The 20,442-nt window shown below is 42.0% G+C and carries 10 protein-coding genes; 7 read left to right on the top strand and 3 right to left on the bottom strand.

All coding sequences use genetic code 11. The features are described 5' to 3' along the window. Positions 1–17: 17 nt before the first annotated feature. Both KSX81_RS17145 and KSX81_RS17140 read right to left on the bottom strand, forming a co-directional pair. Positions 18–836 carry a LytTR family DNA-binding domain-containing protein gene (locus KSX81_RS17145; protein ID WP_004301518.1) on the bottom strand — a complete coding sequence of 273 codons (819 nt, stop codon included), beginning with the start codon at positions 834–836 and terminating at the stop codon, positions 18–20. A 3-nt stretch (positions 837–839) separates the two neighbouring features. Beyond that, on the bottom strand, positions 840–1,634 hold the full coding sequence (locus KSX81_RS17140; RefSeq protein WP_004301517.1) for a LiaF transmembrane domain-containing protein: 795 nt from the start codon (positions 1,632–1,634) through the stop codon (positions 840–842). Positions 1,635–1,980: 346 nt separating this feature from the next. On the opposite strand from KSX81_RS17140, the gene KSX81_RS17135 reads away from it, so the two are divergent. The 7 genes from KSX81_RS17135 (at position 1,981) to KSX81_RS17105 (ending at position 15,721) form a co-directional block, all read left to right on the top strand. Then, positions 1,981–5,238 (top strand): SusC/RagA family TonB-linked outer membrane protein, encoded by a 3,258-nt coding sequence (locus KSX81_RS17135; protein ID WP_004301515.1) that lies wholly within the window; start codon positions 1,981–1,983, stop codon positions 5,236–5,238. Between the two features lie 25 nt (positions 5,239–5,263). Beyond that, positions 5,264–7,171: a RagB/SusD family nutrient uptake outer membrane protein gene (locus KSX81_RS17130; RefSeq protein ID WP_004301514.1), complete on the top strand. Its 1,908-nt coding sequence runs from the start codon at positions 5,264–5,266 to the stop codon at positions 7,169–7,171. A 15-nt stretch (positions 7,172–7,186) separates the two neighbouring features. Then, on the top strand, positions 7,187–9,106 hold the full coding sequence (locus KSX81_RS17125) for a DUF5123 domain-containing protein (RefSeq protein WP_004301513.1): 1,920 nt from the start codon (positions 7,187–7,189) through the stop codon (positions 9,104–9,106). Positions 9,107–9,190: 84 nt separating this feature from the next. Beyond that, the gene (locus tag KSX81_RS17120; protein ID WP_004301512.1) at positions 9,191–10,819 is read left to right on the top strand and encodes a pectinesterase family protein; all 1,629 of its coding nucleotides are present in this window, start codon (positions 9,191–9,193) and stop codon (positions 10,817–10,819) included. 93 nt (positions 10,820–10,912) lie between these two features. Beyond that, a complete protein-coding gene (locus KSX81_RS17115) occupies positions 10,913–12,496 on the top strand; it encodes a hypothetical protein (RefSeq protein WP_004301511.1) in 1,584 nt (527 codons plus the stop codon). A gap of 31 nt (positions 12,497–12,527) precedes the next feature. After that, positions 12,528–14,189 carry a hypothetical protein gene (locus tag KSX81_RS17110; RefSeq protein ID WP_004301510.1) on the top strand — a complete coding sequence of 554 codons (1,662 nt, stop codon included), beginning with the start codon at positions 12,528–12,530 and terminating at the stop codon, positions 14,187–14,189. Between the two features lie 35 nt (positions 14,190–14,224). Then, positions 14,225–15,721, top strand: a complete 1,497-nt coding sequence (locus KSX81_RS17105) for a pectate lyase (protein ID WP_004301509.1) — start codon at positions 14,225–14,227, stop codon at positions 15,719–15,721. Positions 15,722–15,865: 144 nt separating this feature from the next. On the opposite strand, the gene KSX81_RS17100 is transcribed toward KSX81_RS17105, so the two are convergent. Continuing rightward, the gene (locus KSX81_RS17100; protein WP_217725785.1) at positions 15,866–20,401 is read right to left on the bottom strand and encodes a two-component regulator propeller domain-containing protein; all 4,536 of its coding nucleotides are present in this window, start codon (positions 20,399–20,401) and stop codon (positions 15,866–15,868) included. Positions 20,402–20,442 lie beyond the last annotated feature (41 nt).

The raw sequence follows: 20,442 nt of genomic DNA, 5'->3' as shown, positions 1-20,442 counted from the left end.
ATAAGATTGAACAAATTTTAGATCCCCAGCCGCTCTTTTAATAACCGGTAACCGGAAAGACTTACTTTAAGTTTCACGCCAGTCTTCAATAACAACTGATAAGTTTCTTTTCCGAAAAGCTCGACCCGCGAAATTTGTGTTACGTTGACAATCGTAGAACGATGCACACGCACAAAAGTATCAGGAGACAGATGGGTCTCAAAATATTTCATAGTTTGTTCTTTCAGATATTCTCCGGTAGGGGTTATCAACATTACATAATCTCCACAGGCTTGTATGTAGATCAGTTCGTCTGTCTTTACCAGATGAATGCGGGAACCGTCTTTCACCGTAATGCGATCTATTAATTCTGTCTGTGGTTCTCCTTGTTGTTCGGTCACAGTTAGCTGATGTGCAGCCAATTCTTTATCCAGTTCCTGATTCTGTACTTCTTCTTTAGTTACGATCAGGCGATACCATAAAGTAATGGCAATCAAGGTTGGCAGCCCGAACAATAACCGGAAAGGTATGGTCTGCACAAAAGGAATATAGGATATGCCTACAATCCTCACCATGATATCACAGATCATAAAACTACCCGCCAGCCATAATAGGCTTCCAACGATTATCATGATTATATCCGTCTGGAACAACGAAACAAGACCGACCACAAACCAGGCCAAATAGGCTATGGCTGCCAGCCAACCAATTGTTGCCACTCCATCTACCAGAGCAGGAAGATAGTCGTTTCCGGTATATCCACAGACTAAAGCCACCTGTGTCGCAACCAGAATAAACGCCAGCACCAGCATCGGAATCCAGCGGAATGGATAATCTATTATCGGATGTGGTTTCATACGCTAGTCTTTAACTTCCAAGCCTCCGAAAGAAAGCGTTCCACGAATGACCAATATATTCTCCTTGTTTACATTCCCATTTTGCCAGCGTTTGTCATCACATCCTCCAAAGAAAGCATTGCATTTGAAGACGACTGTCCAATCCGACGGGACATAAATCTCGACTCCTCCCCAACTGCAATCCAAATCAATATAGGTTTCTCCCGGTGCAATATGGGTATGGCGAAGATCAATAGTCGTCCCCCCGAAAGAGGTACGAATCATGGCTCCTTTAAACAACTCATCAAGTACTACGTGACGTGCAGCTCCCCAGACATTCTCCGAACGCAAAAAGCCATCTACTGATTCCGATTGTTGTTGCTCACTCTCAAAGTTCATGCCGGGTCTACCCTGATGCATCTTCATCCATTGCCGACGATGTTCCATTGTATGCTGACGAGCCCATTGCGCCCTCTTATTTCTGCCGGGTTTGAAGATAAATAAAACACCTGCTATTATCAGAGCGAGGGGCCACACCATTGCCTGTGAATTTTCCGGTAACCAGGAAAGTCCTCCTATCAGAAAATAAACACCCGCCAGAAAAAGGATGATTCCACCGATGAAATGGCGGCGAATCATTGCATATATACCTAATAATATAAGGAGTGAATGCCAGGATACGATCAAATCAAATACTTCTGAAGTTATCCATCCCATATTACGGGCAAACAGTAGAATCCCGGAAAGGATAAAAAGCAAAGCTATCAGTATTTTACCGGAAAAGCCTGTAGCACGGGGAAAATTTTGTTTCTCTTCCATTGTTTCTATTATTAATTGATTAATGGTTCAAAGATACATCATTTCCCTATGCTTCCACAGGCTTTTCAGTTGATTTACGGTATAAATTCCGATGAATGCCGGATAAAAACCGGTGAAAAAATCAATTTATAAATCTCTGATTCGTATATTTGCCGGCCTTTAGAACACAAATAACACCCTTCAAAGCTAATAACTACACCTCGCAACAAACTAAAAAACAAAAAATACGAGGTGAAAAACAAATATTGCACATCACTATATCTTCATTCTCATACTTTTGTAGCGATGAATGAACTCTCATCGGGATTTTTATGAAATATCAAACAACAACCATTAATTAATAAACATGCAAAGAATGTCTAACAAAGTGAAAAACATGCGCTCCTTATTGCTAATACTATTTTCAGCAATATCGCTTAGCGTATCTGCGCAAACGATTACCGTAAAAGGTAACGTGAAAGACACCAGCGGAGAGCCTGTTATTGGAGCCTCTGTTGTAGAAAAAGGTAATACTACCAATGGTACGATTACAGATTTAGATGGTAATTTTTCTATTAAAGTTGATGGCAAAAAAACATTGGTTATTTCATACATAGGTATGAAAACTCAAGAAGTAGCCGTTCAAGGTAGAAAAACAATTAATGTACAAATGGTCGACGACTCGAAAGCTTTGGACGAAGTCGTAGTAATTGGTTACGGTACGGTCAATAAAAGAGATTTAACCGGTTCTGTAGCCTCTGTTAGTGCCAAAGACTTAGCTGCTATACCAGTAGCAAGTGCATCTGAAGCCCTTACCGGTAAACTTGCCGGAGTTAGTGTTACTACTACTGAAGGTTCTCCCGATGCAGATATAAAGATCCGTGTTCGCGGTGGTGGTTCACTATCACAGGATAACTCTCCTTTATATATTGTAGACGGTTTCCCTGTTTCAAGCATTAGTGATATCGCTCCCTCGGAAATTCAAAGCATCGACGTATTGAAAGATGCTTCTTCCACAGCCATTTATGGTGCCCGTGGTGCAAATGGTGTAATCATCATTACTACCAAGAGCGGAAAAGAAGGTAAAACGCAAGTAGACTTCGGTGCTTCTTTCGGTTTTAAACAGGTAACCAAACTGACTGAAGTCTTGAGTCCTTACGATTTCGTTGCTTATCAGCGTGAAATCGGTTCTCTGGATTATGGAAACTTTGCCGATATGGATATCTGGCGTTCTATTGATGGTACCGATTACCAAGACGAGATGTTCGGACGTACTGGAAACCAGCAACAATACAACATTAATGTAAGTGGCGGAACCAAGCAAATGACTTATAGTGTCAGCTATGCCCATAATGAAGAAAAAAGTATCATGCTTAATTCCGGCTTCAAAAAAGACAATGTAAATGCAAAAATTAAATCAGAACTGAATAAATGGATGACACTGGACTTTAACGCCCGGTTAAGTTACTCTACCATTGACGGTTTAGGTGGTGGTGCTGATACCAATGAATCCAATGCTGCCAATTCAACTGTGGCTAATGCTACCGTATTCCGTCCGGTTGATTCACTTAAATACAGTGATGACGACGAAGAAAACAGTTCGGCACAACAGAAATCTCCATTGGAACGTCTGCTTGCAACGGATAAAACCCGCAATACTTTCAACCAGAACTACAATGTAGGTTTAAACTGGAAACCATTCAAGAACTGGACATTCCGTTCCGAATTCGGATATGGATGGAAGTTTGACGATACAGAACAGTATTGGGGAGTAGATGCAGTATCTAATTCTAAATATGGATATAACGGTCAGCCACAAGCCTACCTGTTGAGAGAAAAGACGATGAGCTGGCGTAATGCCAACACATTGACCTATGATAACAAAAAACTGTTCAAAGGTCGTGATAAACTCAATGTATTGATCGGACATGAAGTAAGCAGCAGCCAAAGGAAATCAATAGAAAATGTATCTGTAGCTTTCCCTGTTACTATGAATTTCGATGATATGAAAGCAAATATGGGTTCGGGCAAAGCTTTAGCCAACCAATCTACCATTGCTGCAAAAGAAAACATATTATCATTCTTTGGTCGTGTGAACTATACTATGATGGATAAATACTTGCTTGCTGTTACAGTACGTGCAGACGGTTCGAGCAAGTTCGGTTCCGGAAATCGTTGGGGTGTTTTCCCGTCAGCAGCTTTGGCATGGCGTATCTCTGACGAGGCTTTCATGAGTAACACTCAAGACTGGCTGTCAGCTTTGAAACTACGTTTAAGCTTCGGTACTGCCGGTAACAACCGTATCAATTCCGGTTTGCTTTCCACCACTTACTCTTTGGGAGGTAATGATGCACGCAATCCTTTCTTCAACGGAGAAAGCACTACCATGTTGGAACATGGAACGAACTTATACAACCCCGATTTGAAGTGGGAAACAACAGTTACCCGTAACATCGGTATTGACTATGGATTCTGGAACAATCGTATCTCCGGTGCTATCGACTTTTACTGGAATACAACCAGAGACTTATTGATGCGTACTGAAATTCCTTCTCTCTCCGGATATAACTATCAGTACAAGAACTTCGGACAGACATCCAATAAAGGTGTAGAATTGTCTGTTAGTGCTGTTTTATTTGATAAAAAGAATTTCTCTTTGAACTTCAATGCCAACATTGCTTACAACCGCAACCGCATTGATAAACTGAATACAGACTCTCCCTGGCAAAGTAGTAACTGGTCAGGTAGTACAATGGCCAAATACGAAGACTTCCGCGTAGAGAAAGGCGGACGTTTGGGTGAAGTTTGGGGATATAAGACAAACGGTTATTATACTGTATATGATCCTGTCACCAACCCTACCGGCGAACTGGTTTGGGCAGGTAGCGAATGGGGATTAAAAGACGGAATGCAAGATAACAGTCCTACTATCACCGGTGGTAAATACTATCCGGGTGGTTTGAAACTGGAATGTGATAAAGATGGTAACCCTCTCAAACAACGTTTGGGTAACACTATCGCTCCTACAACCGGTGGTTTTGGATTCGATGGTCGCGTAGGTAATTTCGACTTCAATGTATTCTTCAACTACTCTCTCGGAAATGTAATTGTCAATGGAACAAAACTGGCAGCTTCTTTCCGTTCAGGTTCAAGAACCGGTTATAACTTAAACAATGATTTCAGACTGTCTAACCGTTACACATGGATTGATCCGGAAACTGGTTTGAACCTGTCGTCCAGCTCTACAGATGTCCTTAATACCTATGGAGACATGACAACAGCAGGATTACGTCTGAATGAAATAAACGCTAACGCCAATATGTACAATCCGGCCAGCGCTACTACCATGCAGCTGACTGATTATGCAGTAGAAAAAGCCTCATTCCTGCGTTTGAATAACATTACTATCGGATACTCTCTTCCGAAAACAATTGTAAGGAGAGCGTTTATGCAGAATGTGAGAATCTATCTGACAGGATATAACCTGTTCTGTTGGACTAACTACAGCGGAGCAGACCCTGAAGTCGATACAAGCAGTAAGAAAAATGCGATGACTCCGGGTATAGATTACGCCGCTTATCCTAAGAGCCGCACATTTGTGGGTGGTATTAACGTTACATTCTAATTAAAACATTAAACAGATTGATCGTATGAAAATATATAAGACATTATTCCTGGGGCTGGGGTTAATTGCCCTGTCTTCCTGTTCGGACTTCCTGAATCAGACCTCACCGTCTGAATTGGATAATGAATCAACTTTTAATAATGCCTATTATACAGAATTGGCACTTAATAAAGTTTACGGCAGCCTGACGCAAGACCAGACTTATTCTAACTTCCTACCTATCATTGCCGGAACCAATACCGACTGTGAACTGATTGACGGTTTGGGTACGGATGCAAGCAACACGTCCAGCGAACGTGGTAATATGAACTACAACGCTAATCCGGGATGGTCACAACTTTCCAAAGTATGGGATGCCATGTACGGAGTAATCGAGAATGCGAATCTGGTAGTAGATGGTATAAACAATAGCCAACTGATACAACAAGCAGGAGCAACCCGTACCAGCATGATGAGATTCCGTGCAGAAGCGATGACATTGCGTGCGATGATTTATTTCGATCTGATCCGCTTGTTCGGTGATATTCCTTTCAAAACAGAATCTTCCAACAGCGACCTGTCTAATGTTTACATTGGAAAGGCAGATCGTGACGATATCATGGATGAATTGATAATTGAACTCGAGGAAGCTATCGGATATTTACCTTGGGCTGGTGAAGACGGTTATACAACCGAACATGTAAGCAAAGGCTATGCTCACGCTCTCTTGGCTAACATTGCAATGACACGTGCCGGATATGCTATCCGCGAACAAGCTAAAGACGGATATATCACCGGAGATAACAGTGACGCTACTTATCCTACTCAACGTTGCAGCGATACCAAACGTAGAGAACTATTCGAATTGGCCGAAAAACATCTGGCAGCTGTTGTCAGTTCAGGAAAACATAAACTGAATCCTTCTGTAGAAGAATACTGGCGTTTAATAAATATCGGACAACTAGATCAGACTTATCAAGAAAACCTGTTCGAGATTCCAATGGGACTAAACAAAAGTGGTGAGCTGGGATATACTATCGGATATCGTATAAACGGTGCCAGTTCCCTATTCGGTCCGAAAGGTAACTCATCCGGTAAGTTGAAACTGACTGCTCCTTATTATCTGTCATTTGGCGAAGGAGATATCCGCCGCGATCTGACTTGTGCTATTTCACAACTTTCTACAGACAAAAACACCAAAGTATTTAAAGAATATATGTTAGGAAATGCTCCTTTCGGTCTTTATTGTGGAAAATGGGATTATCGTAAGATGATGGAAAACTCTGAATGGTACGCAGCTGTATTGGCCAGCGATCAGAAAGTTTGTTCCGGTATCAACGTAGTGAAAATGCGTTATCCGCAAGTATTGCTGATGTATGCCGAAGTTGTGAACGAACTTTATGGTAAGGGTGCAACAGCCGAAGGTTGTACATTAACAGCCACAGCAGCCCTGAAAGAAGTACACGACCGTGCTTTCACCGATGCAACCAAACGTGATGCTGCATGGACTGCTCTAATGGGAAAAGACTTCTTCGATGCAATTGTTGACGAAAATGCATGGGAACTGGCAGGAGAAGGTGTTCGTAAGTTCGACCTAATCCGTTGGAACCTGTTGAGCGAAAAAATAGACGAGTTCAAAAACGAATATACAAATGCAGTGTATAATGGTACATATCCACAGTATGTGAACTATAAATATCGCACGGACAATCCGATGTATATCGATATGACTTCTCTCGTATTTGGAGCTAAAGTAGGTGGAGAATATGAAAACAAGAGCTTCTTCGGAGCTGAAACCAGTGACAAGGAGCAAAAGAATCTGAAAGTAAACTTGCCTAGTATTTCTGGCGGATTGAACAAGGCTGTGAAGAATCGTTATTTATTGCCGATAGCTTCTACAACCATCTCTACCTCAAACGGTAAATTACATAACTCTTATGGTTATTCGGATTAATCTTAAAATCGTAAAATGATGAAGAATATAAAAAATATATTGGGAATGGGAGCTTTCATGCTCCTGGCCTCTTTGGCTGTATCTTCGTGTACAGAGAAAAGTGATTGGGATATTGACTCTTCCTACAGCCGTCCTTTCGGAACTGATGAAAACGGAATCAGTGTAGAAACAGACAGTAAAGTAGCCAGAGCGGTAGTAACTTGGAGCTCAACATCTAATACCGACTATTACATTATCGAGATTAGTCCTAACGAGATGACTGACGAAACTCCAATGGGATCAGAAGAAAATGGAAATATCGTTTATGGAAATGATCCTGCCAACCGGATCAAGCAGTCACCTTACACAATGGATAATCTGGCTGTAAATACGACTTATTATATGCGTATCAAGTCTATTTCCGGAGAGAAAGAATCTCGCTGGGTAAATTATAAAAAGACTTTTGCTTCAGTTAAGGAAGAAGCTATCCTGAATATCCCAACTACTGAAGACTTACCTGAAGGTCAAGGAAAAGTACGCATGTCATGGGAAGCCGGATTAGCAGTCGATCATTTCGAAATCATGGAAACAGGTGCCACAGAAGCAACTTCACGTGTTATTTCGTCAACAGAAGCTGCCGCAGGTGAAGCATGGGTTGAAAATTTGAAGTCGTTCACTGAATACACAATTACTATTTATAATGAAAATAATCCGCGTGGTTCACAGACTGTTACCATTCCTGGTTTGGAAATCGAATCTACCATCAGTGATATAACAGCAAATTCAGCTGTATTCTCATGGGAAGAAACGGTGGATGTAGATGAATATGCTTGTGTTCTTTCTACCGAAGGAGTACCTGAATCAGGAACCCAATTATCACCAGCAGATATTGCTGCACATAAGGTGACAATCACAGGTTTGGCTTCCAGTACGGAATATACGGCTTATGCTTTCGCAAACGGCTCTATATGTTCCCGTATCACCTTTACAACTAAGAAAGGTAAACCGACGGGTTATACTGAAATAGAATGGGAAAATGTAGATTGGTCTACTTTGAGTGGAAAGGTACTGATTAATATAAGCAACGATGCATCAATAATTCTGCCTAATAACAGTATTCCTGCTGACATTGAGGAAATTGTATTCTGGGGAAGCGAAACAAAACCAAGTGTAGAAATTAATAACATTGATTTCTCTGGACAATGTAAAAAGATTGAATTCTATAATCTAGATATTTATTCTACAAATAAAGGTGGCAATTTTGTCATTTATTTGGATAATCAAGGTAAGACTAATTCTGGTTCTGTAGAAAAGTTAGTTATCTCATCTTGTATGATAAGAGATTTCCGTGGTGTTATTCGTGTACGTAAAACAACAAGTAATGCAAATACAACAATAGAAATTGACGATTGTATTATCAAAGGATTACAAGGTGGACATTATGGCATTCTACATGCAAGCGATATAACAGGAAGTAGTGGTGCAGGTTCTCTCGCATCTCTCAAATTAAATCTAACCAATTCTACCATTGCAAACTTCATTGGAGCCGCTTCATCAATAGTAAGAACAGCAAACACTCAACAGAATGTCACTACTAATATTGAAAATTGTACGTTCTATGGCTTAACAACATCTGGTGAGCAATTAATGAGAGATATTACTGGAGCAACATGTACATTTAATGTTTCAAATACTTTGTTCGCTGCAAGTAACACTAATTATAAAGTCTTTAATTCGGCAACAGTTGCACCGTCAAATGTTAGTTGGCAGAAAGTTTATGCTACTAGTGACTTCAAATTCACTAATACAACTAGTTCTACAACATATGACACTATGACTTTAAGTTCATCTGAATTATTCTCATGCACTGATTCTAATTCCGAATTCACATTGACTTATGGCAACAATGTTTCTGAAGAATACAAAGTCATCGGTGACCAACGTTGGAACAAATAACTAAATAAAACTACAAGGTTTTCCGTCAAGTCTGGAATTTGCATTTACTTGACGGAGAATCTTCTCTAAAAAGCAACAGATATTATGAATACAAATTCAATCAATACAATAAGTAAATACTTACTTCTGCTCTTGTTGATTCTTACAGGTGCTTCCTGTAATGACAACGATGATGCAGAAGATACAAGCATCCCTGTTCTGATTTCACAGAATATCAATGATGGTGATGTAGTAGGTCCGAGCGGATATGTAGAACTGACTTTCAGCAAAGCTATGCGTCAGGCTCCAGACACAGAAATCTATTTCAACGGAGGAGTAGTGCGTGTATCCATCAACTACGAAAAAGTACGTTATACCTTCTCTGGTATGGAAAACAAAGAATGTACTTTCGAAGTTCCTGCCGGAGCATTAACGGATATGCAGGGAAGAGCTTACGACGAAGACTTCTTTTTAAGCTTTACTGCCAAATCTGAAATTTCGGGTGGTGGAAAAGTATTCGATGCAATTGTTGATTCAAAAGGGAATGGCGATTACACTACTCTCCAGGCAGCAATCAACGCCATCACTACTCCACCGACCAGTCCTTATAAAATCTTCATAGCCAACGGAACTTATAATGAATGTGTCCGGATCAATAAGAATAAACCATTTGTTCATTTAATCGGTGAGAGCCGCGATGGTGTTAAAATCCAGTTTGCAGTAAACCGTGTAGATGATTCAAGTAATGCTACCTCATGGCCTTATTCTATTTTCAACGAAAACTCACCAGCCCGCAAAGCCGGATATAGTGAAGAGCAAAACACAGTAGTGTTGATTGAAGCCACAGATTTTTATGCTGAAAACATTTCAATCATCAATCTTTATGGTGCATTCTCAAATCGTCACACTGGTGGTTTAGGTAAAAACGGACAGGCAGAAGCCTTGATAAACCGTGAAGACCGCTTTGCTTTGAATAATTGTTTGCTTGTCTCCTATCAGGATACATGGTGGACCCGTTATTGGAACAATACAACCCCTCATCGTGCATACGTTTATAACTCATGGATTGAAGGTCATACAGATTATATCTGGGGAAGTGGCGATGTACTTATCGAAAACAGTACATTCTATAATACAGGCAATGACGGTGGTAGCGTTATAACTGCTTCGCGTACCAGTGAAAGCGATAAATACGGATATGTTATAAAAGATTGTACGGTAAACGGTGATGATACAAAATTCTCATTCGGACGTTCCCAAGCCACAACCACGAAAACTGTCTGGATCAACACCAAGTTGAAAATGGATATTATAGATTCACACTGGGGATATGGTGGACAAGTACCTACACTATATGCTGAATATAACACTATCGACAAGAATGGAAATATGATTGCGGAAAGTAAAACAATCACCTCCGGAAACGTTTCCTTCACTAGTTCAGTGCTAACAGCATCCGAAGCTGCTAAATATACATATGAGAATATAATAACTATTGACAGCTGGAACCCGAAAGAGTATATGGAAACTCCCCTTGCAGCACCTACCAATGTCAATCTGTCGGGAAACACTCTGACATGGGATGCAGTATCCGGTGCTGCCGGTTACCTCATCTTTATGAATGGCAACTATGCAGGGCAAACTACAGACACTACCGTTACACTGACCAACACTGACGAAAGCAATATTTATACAGTGAAAACTGTAAGCCAGTACGGTACAGTAAGCGAATAAAACCAATAAGATTTAATAAAGAGTTCTTTGTCACATCATCAGCAAATATAATGTATGAGACAAAGAACTCTATTTTTTTAAAAGATAATTTGTATGCTCAAATCTATTAAAATGGGATTATTGTGCTTCTGTGTAATCAACCTATCGGTTGCTTGCAGCAGCGAAGACCCAAGTATCACTGATGAAACACCGGGACAGAATACCGGTAACGGTGGTAATGAGAACGAAGGTGGTGAAGAAGAGACACCTGCCGAAACGCGTTATGCCTTTCCGGGTGCTTACGGTGCAGGTCGTTATACTACCGGCGGAGCAGGCGGAGAAGTGTATACAGTAACTTCGCTTGAAGACAACGATAACACAACACAAGGGACACTACGCTACGCATTAAATCGCACGGGAAAGCGCACGATCGTATTTGCGGTAAGCGGATTGATAGAACTGAAAAGCCCCTTGAAGATAACCAACGGAGATGTAACGATTGCCGGCCAGAGTGCACCGGGTAACGGTATTTGCCTGAAAGGACATCCCGTATCCGTACAGGCAGACAACGTAATCATCCGTTTCATGCGTTTCCGCATGGGATCGGACAACTTTACAACAGAAGCAGAAGCCGACAGTGGTGATGCACTGTGGGGAAAGCAACATAAAAATATTATCATTGACCATTGTTCGATGAGTTGGAGCACTGATGAATGTGCTTCTTTCTACGATAACACTAACTTTACCATGCAATGGTGTATCATCAGCGAAAGTTTGAATCGTTCGGTACACACCAAAGGTAATCACGGTTATGGAGGAATATGGGGAGGATCACCCGCTACATTCCACCACAATTTATTAGCCCACCACAGCAGCCGTACACCACGTTTATGCGGTAGCCGCTATACAGGGAAACCGGAAAATGAAAAAGTCGATTTACGAAATAATGTTTTCTATAACTGGGGACCGACCAATGGTGGCTATGCAGGAGAAGGAGGAAGCTATAATTTCGTGAACAACTACTACAAGCCCGGACCAGTTACCAATACCAAGAAAAATATTGTAAACCGTATCTTCCAACCTAACGGTGATGACGGTACAAATAAAAACACCAAAGGTATATGGGGTACTTTTTATCTGAAAGGAAACTATTTTGATGGCACATGTCCTGAATTGAAAGCCGAATATCAATCTCTGCTTACTTCTGTAAACAATGACAACTGGCAAGGGTTACACCCCAATGCAACAGAAGCCGTTCCTTTACCCGATGGAGGAGAAAAAGCACTTCAGTCAAGTAACGAATTTACTATTTCCGAAGATGCATCCGAATTCACTCAATCGGCAAAAGAAGCTTATGAATCAGTATTAAAGTATGCCGGTGCTTCCTTAAAATATGATGATGTCGATAAACGCATCATAGCCAACGTTCGCAACGGAGATTATACGACAGACGGCAGTAATGGCAGTGAAAAGGGACTTATTGATAAAGCCAGCGATGTAGGTGGCTGGCCGGAATATAAAAAGGAAACCGGTCCGAAAGACACCGACGGCGACGGCATCCCTGATGAATGGGAAACTGCCAACGGTTTGAACCCCAAAAGTAAGGCCGACGGTTCCAAATATACTCTAAGTAAAACGTATACCAATCTGGAGGTTTACCTCAACAGTCTGGTAGAAACGTTGTATCCCAACAAATAAATCGTCTATATCCCCAAACAGTTAAAAGATAATGAAGCAGAAAATATCTCTATTTTATGTAGCTATTGCATTCAGCATCGCAGGATTATGTACCTCATGCTCTTCCGACGATCCTGTAGATGATACAGGTGGAGGAACAAATAATCCAGGTGGAACATCTTCTGATGTCAAGCAACTGGATTATGGAGAACTTCTTGCTTTCCCATACGCCGAAGGTCACGGTCGCAATACCACCGGAGGACGTGGGGGAAAAGTTTATCATGTGACTAGCCTTGAAGACGACGCCAGTGGAAGTATCAGCGGAAGTCTGCGCTGGGCTATGAAACAAGACGGTCCTAAAACGATTGTATTTGATGTGTCGGGTACCATCTATTTGAAATCGGAATTAAAAACCCAGAAAGATGATCTGACCATTGCCGGACAAACATCACCGGGCGGTATCTGTATCGCCAATTATCCATTTACGATTAATTCCAGCAATATCATCATTCGTTTCATCCGTTTTCGCCCCGGAAACTCTAACGTAGACTGCGACGGATTAGGAGGTTGTGACAAACAAAATGTAATCATCGATCATTGTTCAGTAAGCTGGGGAAGCGATGAATGTCTTTCTGTCTATGGTATGCAAAATTCTACCGTACAATGGTGTTTAGCTTATCAAGCCTTACGTGTGACTGATGTAAAGATCAATGCTGCCACAGGTAAATTCGCTTCTCACGGATATGGCGGTAACTGGGGAGGAAACTATGCCTCTTACCACCATAACCTGATAGCCCATTGCGAAAGCCGTGTTCCACGCCTTGGTCCCCGATATACTACATTAGCACTGAACAACAACGATGGAGAGCGAGTGGATATGCGCAACAATGTTTACTACAATTGGGGAGGCGAAGGCTGCTACGGTGGTGAAGCGCAACACGTGAATATCGTTAACAACTACTACAAGCCAGGCCCCGGAACCGATGAAAGCGGTAAAGCAGACCGTGCTTACCGTATCGCCAAGCCGGATGTATATCCGGAAAATTACTCCGGCGAAGCTTACAAAAAATGGCTTCAAACTTGGGGGAAGTTTTATATCGACGGAAATAAAGTGGTAGGCAATACGACTGTTAGCAATGATAACTGGACAAAAGGCGTATTTGAACAAATGGATGAAAAAAACTGTGCAACTACGGAGCTTTGGAACCAACATACCCAGATAAAGTCAAATTCACCGGTAGTTAAGGCAGGAAATGTAAGAACTCATACGCCGGATGAGGCTTATGAACGTGTGATGAGCTATGCAGGAGCCAGCAACTATCGTGATAAAGTCGACGAGTTGATAATCAGCGACGTTAAAAACAGAAAAGCAAGTTGCACGGGAGATGCCAGCAAATGGAAAGATCTTTCCGGCTACTCACAAAACAAAAGTGGATATATCAACGACCCGAAAGATGTCTGCACAGCCTTAGGAGTAAATGATCCCTACGATGTTCTGAAATCTGTAACCAATGCAAACGTGAAAGATACGGACGGTGACGGTATTCCCGACTACTGGGAAGAAGAATATGGTTTGAATCCCAAGAAATCTGCTGATGGAAAAGAAACGACTATTGACAAAAACGGGAAGTACACTAATCTGGAAATGTATCTCAATAGTCTGGTGCACGAAATCATGGTAAATGGTGCGACAGGTGGCAGTGTTATAGAATAAATTTAGTAAATTCGAACCCAAATGATAAATTAGTAATGAAAAAGAATATATTAGCAATCTGTAGTTTGATATTGGCTTTTCCTCTAGTGGGACAAGCCATGCAACCTGCCATTTCGGTTGAAAAAACATCAAAGGACTATCCTACCCCGGATCGTTCCAAAGTTCTCGCCTTCCCCGGTGCCGACGGAGCAGGAAAATATACCACCGGTGGTGCCGGAGGTGCTGTATACACTGTTACTTCCCTGGCAGACGACGGTTCGGAAGGAACACTTCGCTGGGCTATCAGCAAGAAAGGTCCCCGCACCATTGTCTTTGCGGTTAGCGGAATTATTGAATTACAAAAAGCATTAAAACTCAGCAATGGTGATGTGACCATTGCAGGACAGACAGCTCCGGGTGATGGCATTTGCCTGAAAAACTATACATTCTCTATTCAGGCAGACAATGTAATCATCCGTTTCATCCGTTCCCGTATGGGAGTCGACATCAAACAAAAAGGTGACGACGCAATGAATGGTACAAAAGCGCACCAAAACATTATCATAGACCACTGCTCCATGAGCTGGTGTACGGACGAATGTGCCACATTCTATGATAACCGTAATTTCACTCTTCAATGGTGCATCATCAGTGAAAGTCTCGCCAATTCTATCCACGAAAAGGGAGCGCATGGTTATGGAGGTATCTGGGGTGGACAGCCTGCTACTTTTCACCATAACTTACTCGCCCATCACACTAACCGCACACCCCGTCTTTGCGGAAGCCGTTATACGGGTCGTCCGGAAGATGAAAAAGTGGAATTATTCAATAATGTGATTTATAATTATGGCAGTGACGGTGCTTATGCTGGTGAAGGAGGTTCCTACAACTTTATTAATAACTACTATAAACCGGGACCTTTCAGTGCGACAAAAGGTTCTTTCAAACGCTTGTTTACAGCGTATGCCGATGATGGCAAAAACAACAATAAAGCAGGTGTTCATGGTGTATTCTATTTCAAAGGTAACTATATGGATCCTACCTGTCCCAAACTGACTGACAAGCAGAAAGAGGCTCTTTATAAAGTGAATATGGATAACTCTTACGGACTGGTTATCAAAAAAGACTTTGCCACAGAAAAGGAAGTACTGTCTAAAAAAGCATTTGACATAGCCGAACATACTTCTTTGCAACCTGCCAAGAAAGCCTACAAAGATGTTCTCGAGTTTGCCGGTGCTTCATATCGCCGTGACGCCATAGACCAACGCATCGTAGATGAAACTCTCAAAGGCACTTATACTTACGAAGGTTCTCACGGAAGCACGAATGGAATGATTGACCAACCGTCTGATGTAGGAGGATGGCCGGAATATAAATCAGAAACAGCACTTGTTGATACAGATGGTGATGGTATTCCCGATGAATGGGAAAAGAAACACAACCTTAATCCCAATGATCCTTCAGACGGAGCCAAATATACATTAAGCCCGGAATATACAAACCTGGAAATATATATGAACAGCCTTGTGAATCATCTATACCCTAAAAAATAATTTCGGATAACCAAGATGAGGGTAAATGTATCGGAACTCTCATAAACAAAAAATCACCCTCGCCACAGATAGTTGTAGTGAGGGTGATTTCGATAAAAGGGGAGCTTTGAACATCCCCCTTTCTATTTCTTTCCTTTCCTATTATTATCTCCCCACTCTATCCCGATACTCTGTAGGCGTCATTCCAACCTGTGCTTTAAAGCATTTACTGAAATAACGCGGATCATTAATGCCGACCATATACGAAATCTGGGTCATATTAAATTCTCCGGTTTCTATTAATTGTGTAGCCCGCTTGATACGCATTTCTTTGATAAATTCAATCGGAGCCAATCCGGTAAGTGTTTTCAGCTTCTTGAAGAAGACAGAACGGCTGACAGCCAGTTCCCGAACCAAATCATCTACCACCAGTTCTCCATTATCCATGTTCTGCTCCATCAATTCAACCAATTTATCCATAAACTTACGGTCGTTGGGAGACATTTCGAGAGTTGTAGGTGGAGTTTCGGACACATCTTCTTCAGCAGACGGCATATCCGTAGCCACAGGCACTTCCTCCTGACCGGTAGAAATATTGATATGCATCAGACTATCCCGGTAGAAACTTTGCAGTTTCTTACGCTGCATCAACAGATTTTCCACACGTGCTTGCAGATAGGTAGCACTGAAAGGCTTCGTTATATAATCATCCGCACCATATTCCAATCCCTCCAGTTTGCTTTCAATCGTAGTTTTGGCAGTAAGCAAAATGATAGGTATATGGCTGGTCGTCATATCCGCACGCAGTTCACGCGTCATTTCGATACCGTCTTTTTCAGGCATCATCACGTCACTGATGATAATATCCGGCAGGTACTTCAAAGCCTTGCTTGCCCCCTCCTTACCGTCAGCAGCTTCCACCACCCGGTACATCGGAGAAAATATACTGCGCAAGAATTCACGTAACTCCTGATTATCTTCGACTAACAGCATCAATTCTTTGGAGTTCTCTTCTTTCGCAAATTCTTCCCCATACACATCATCAATCTTCTCCGAATCATCGCTTACCAACGTTTCAGACTGAATGGAAGAATTGGCAATATCCACTACCTGTCCCATTCTTGCCGGAGCATCCGCATCTTCCAGAATAAACTCGGCTTCCTTATCGTAATGTTCTTTTCCCTTGAGGAAATCGACTTTGAAGCAACTCCCTTCTCCCAAATGACTATCAACGGAAATAGTCGCTTTATGCATTTCCACCAACTCTTTCACCAATGAAAGTCCGATACCCGTACTAGCCTGATTGAAAAGATTCTTATCTACCAGATTCTCAAAACGGACAAACAGTGACTTCTTTTTGTTTTCCGCGATACCGATACCCTGATCTTGCACACCGATAGAAACCATCTTTTCATCTTCCCGGATAAACATCGTAATCATCTTGCCATTCGGCGTATATTTAAATGCATTGGAAAGCAAATTGAATACAATCTTTTCCAGCTTATCGGCATCCACCCAAAGATAAAGATGTTCCTTTTCGGTCTGGAACAGGAAATCAATCCGATGTTCCTCGGCCACAGCTTCAAAATTTTCCATCACCTTACGGACGAAAGGTACAATATCCACCCGCTGCACCTGCATCTTCATCTTCTTATTCTGAATCTTGCGGAAGTCCAGAATCTGATTGACAAGACGAAGCATCCGATTGGTGTTCCGTTCAACCACCACTAACTGTTCGCGAGCATCAGCCGGCAATTTATCATTCTTCAAGACCTGCTCCACCGGACCGGCTATCAACGTAAGCGGAGTACGCAACTCATGCGATATGTTAGTAAAGAAACGCAGTTTTATATCTGAAATCTGCTGTTCGACCGAAACTTCATGCTTCAACCGATAAATAGTAAACAGGATATAAACGGCTACGAGAATAATAATCAGAATAAAAAGAACATAAAGCACATAAGCTACCGGCGTCTCCCAGAAAGAAGGCAGAATAACAATGTTCAGTATACGTTCATTATCCACCCACACACCATCACTATTCGTTGAACGAACACGGAGCACATACTCTCCTTTCGGAAGATTCGTATAAGTCACACTACGCTGCTTGTCGGCAAAAGTCCACTGTTTCTCAAATCCGTCGAGAATATAAGCATACTGTATATTCTGCGGATTAGTATAATCGAGTGCAGCGAAGTGAACGGAGAAAATATTCTCTTTGTGTGAGAGCACCAATGGGTCGGTATCGTCAATATCCACCTTCAACAAGGAGTTATCTCCGGGCGTAATATCCTCATTAGTCACCATCAGTTTGGAGAATACGATAGGTGGGATATAGCTACTCTTACGAATAGAGTCGGGATTAAATATAAAGACTCCCCCACTGGCACCGAAAAGCATACTTCCTTTAGCCGTCAATGTGGAAGCCGCTTCACTAAAGCGCACTGGGAAAGTAATACTACGTTCGTCGTAACTTTCAAAACGTTCTTCAGACGGGATAAATTTACAAATTCCATTCTCCGTACTAATCCATAAATTCTCCTTACTATCTTCGCGGGCAGAAAGCAAGACGTCGGAAGGAAGACCGTCCAGTACGGAATATGATTTGAACTCTCCGTGGCCGTCCTTACTGATAGATATCAGTTTGTTGAGTCCCCCACCGAAAGTAGCCAGATACAGTTCCTTTTTCTTAGTGGAAATAATCCAATGGACATCATTATTACTCAGACTTTGCGTATCGTTCGGCATACGGGAGAAATGATAAAACTGCACATCCTCCGGTTTCTTAAAGTTCTCATCAAAAGCAACAGCTCCCGTAGTTGTACCTACCCACAGGAGTCCATTATTATCGGAAGTAATGAAACGCGCTTTGTAGCAAGGATCAATCGGATACCCTTTCAGATTATTCCGGTGATTGATAAACAATGTCTTTCCTGCTTCATTCTGCGTGATATAATTGATACCTCCGGCAAAAGTAGCTACCCAAATACGACCATAATGATCTTCATAGATACAATACACATTATTATCGCTCAAACTGTACATATCCTCTTCACGATGAAGATAACGGGTCAGTTTATAAGACATTCCGTTGGAAGAAGTCGGCTCGGCACGGACAAGTCCGTCTCCTTTTGTTGCAATCCAGATGATTCCTTTCGAATCCTGAATAACAAAATAAACAGTTCCCAACATGGGAGTACCGGTAGTAGAAACGATGCCGCTTTCGGTCAGGTATCCTTTATAAGCTTTATCGGCATCATACATACGAAGCATGCCATCTTTCAAACCAACCCACAGATTACCCAGTTTGTCTTCGCACAGGGCACGTACCTCATTATGCAATGATTCATGTTCATGCGGCATGGGAGTCATCATCGCAAAAGGTACATTCCGATAAGTCACCTTCTCCAATCCCTTGGAGTGGGTGCAAAGCCATAAATTACCTTGTTTGTCGGAGAAAGCCGAATGAATCTTATTGGAGAAGCGCCAGTCACGGCTACCCAGTCCGTTATAGAAAGGAACCAACCGTTTTTTTTGAGGATCGAAGTAAGAGAAACCTCCTCCGTAAGGGTGTACCCAAAGATACCCGTTTACATCTTCATGGATATGGAAGGCCGGACGGGAACGTTCGGGATTACTGTATTCAATAAGAATCTGTTCACAGGTCACCACTCCGGTCGAGGGATTAAAATGGGCTACAACACCCGGTTCTTCCTGCTCGAACCACACTTCCGAAGAACGGTCTACATAAGCAGAAAGGATTGGTTTGGCGGGTAAAGCCTTACAAGTCAAAAATGAGTAATGCACGTTTGTTTTGGTCCGCAGGTTATAAGTAAAGAAACCATCCGAATCGGTAGTAATTACAGAAACGTCCGGTGCAACGGGGTGAATGGAAGTGATCTGCCCTTTTGTAGGAAGTTCGATCAACGTAAATTCTCCGCTATCTTTCTGATAAGACCAGATACGTCCATGATCCGAAGCAAAGCAGATGTCCTTATCCCGCTCCTGTACTGCATAGAAGGCTTGGTTCATGCCGCCAAACTTCCCTTTTGTCTCCGTAAAATAGGAATCCGGTTCTTTCTTACCGGGGCGGATCATGCCGAGGCCGTTATCCGTCAACAGCCAGTCATTGCCTGCTTTATCCTGATGTACTTTGAATACATGCAAAGAGGGAAACAGTTCCGTCTTACTGGAATAAATATCCCATGTCAGACGATTATTCTCATTCGGATGAGTTAGGATGCGGATGGCTCCGTCATTTTCTGTCAGCAGCCAGACGGTTCCGTTCGGCATCACCTCAATGGTATGTACATTGAAAGCACTCCCCTCCTCTCCGGCAGCAGGTACTTGTTCGAAAGTCTCCGTCTTCGGGTCGAAACGATGAACACGATTATCATAAGTCAGTAGCCACAAAAAACCGTAACGGTCTTCATAGATACGGTCTACGCGATTATTGGTCAGACTGATGTAGTTTCCCTGACGGGCCTTATATGTTTTAAAGGTATAACCGTTGAAACGGTTGATTCCATCCCAAGTGGCAAACCAAAGGTTGTCTTTGTGATCTTGCAAGATGTTCATCACCGTATTTTGAGACAATCCATCTTCAGTAGAATAGTGGGTGAAAAAACAGTGCTGCTGCGCATGTGTCGAGAACACAATAGCTAGCAAAAGAATTACTGAAATTAAGGTTTTCTTCATCATATAACTCGGTTCTGTGCCGTAAAGATAGAAAAATAGTTGTA

This window comes from Bacteroides sp. MSK.18.37, assembly GCF_019129155.2.
In the GTDB taxonomy this organism is placed as follows: Bacteria; Bacteroidota; Bacteroidia; order Bacteroidales; family Bacteroidaceae; genus Bacteroides; species Bacteroides ovatus.
This window is presented reverse-complemented; position numbering and strand designations above follow the sequence as displayed.

What these genes read in the sequence shown, in the direction of transcription:
- KSX81_RS17120 (WP_004301512.1), top strand. Translation starts at nt 9,191, where the DNA reads ATGAATACAAATTCAATCAATACAATAAGTAAATACTTACTTCTGCTC.
- KSX81_RS17125 (WP_004301513.1), top strand. Translation starts at nt 7,187, where the DNA reads ATGATGAAGAATATAAAAAATATATTGGGAATGGGAGCTTTCATGCTC.
- KSX81_RS17115 (WP_004301511.1), top strand. Translation starts at nt 10,913, where the DNA reads ATGCTCAAATCTATTAAAATGGGATTATTGTGCTTCTGTGTAATCAAC.
- KSX81_RS17105 (WP_004301509.1), top strand. Translation starts at nt 14,225, where the DNA reads ATGAAAAAGAATATATTAGCAATCTGTAGTTTGATATTGGCTTTTCCT.
- KSX81_RS17140 (WP_004301517.1), bottom strand. Translation starts at nt 1,634, where the DNA reads ATGGAAGAGAAACAAAATTTTCCCCGTGCTACAGGCTTTTCCGGTAAA.
- KSX81_RS17110 (WP_004301510.1), top strand. Translation starts at nt 12,528, where the DNA reads ATGAAGCAGAAAATATCTCTATTTTATGTAGCTATTGCATTCAGCATC.
- KSX81_RS17130 (WP_004301514.1), top strand. Translation starts at nt 5,264, where the DNA reads ATGAAAATATATAAGACATTATTCCTGGGGCTGGGGTTAATTGCCCTG.
- KSX81_RS17145 (WP_004301518.1), bottom strand. Translation starts at nt 836, where the DNA reads ATGAAACCACATCCGATAATAGATTATCCATTCCGCTGGATTCCGATG.
- KSX81_RS17135 (WP_004301515.1), top strand. Translation starts at nt 1,981, where the DNA reads ATGCAAAGAATGTCTAACAAAGTGAAAAACATGCGCTCCTTATTGCTA.
- KSX81_RS17100 (WP_217725785.1), bottom strand. Translation starts at nt 20,401, where the DNA reads ATGATGAAGAAAACCTTAATTTCAGTAATTCTTTTGCTAGCTATTGTG.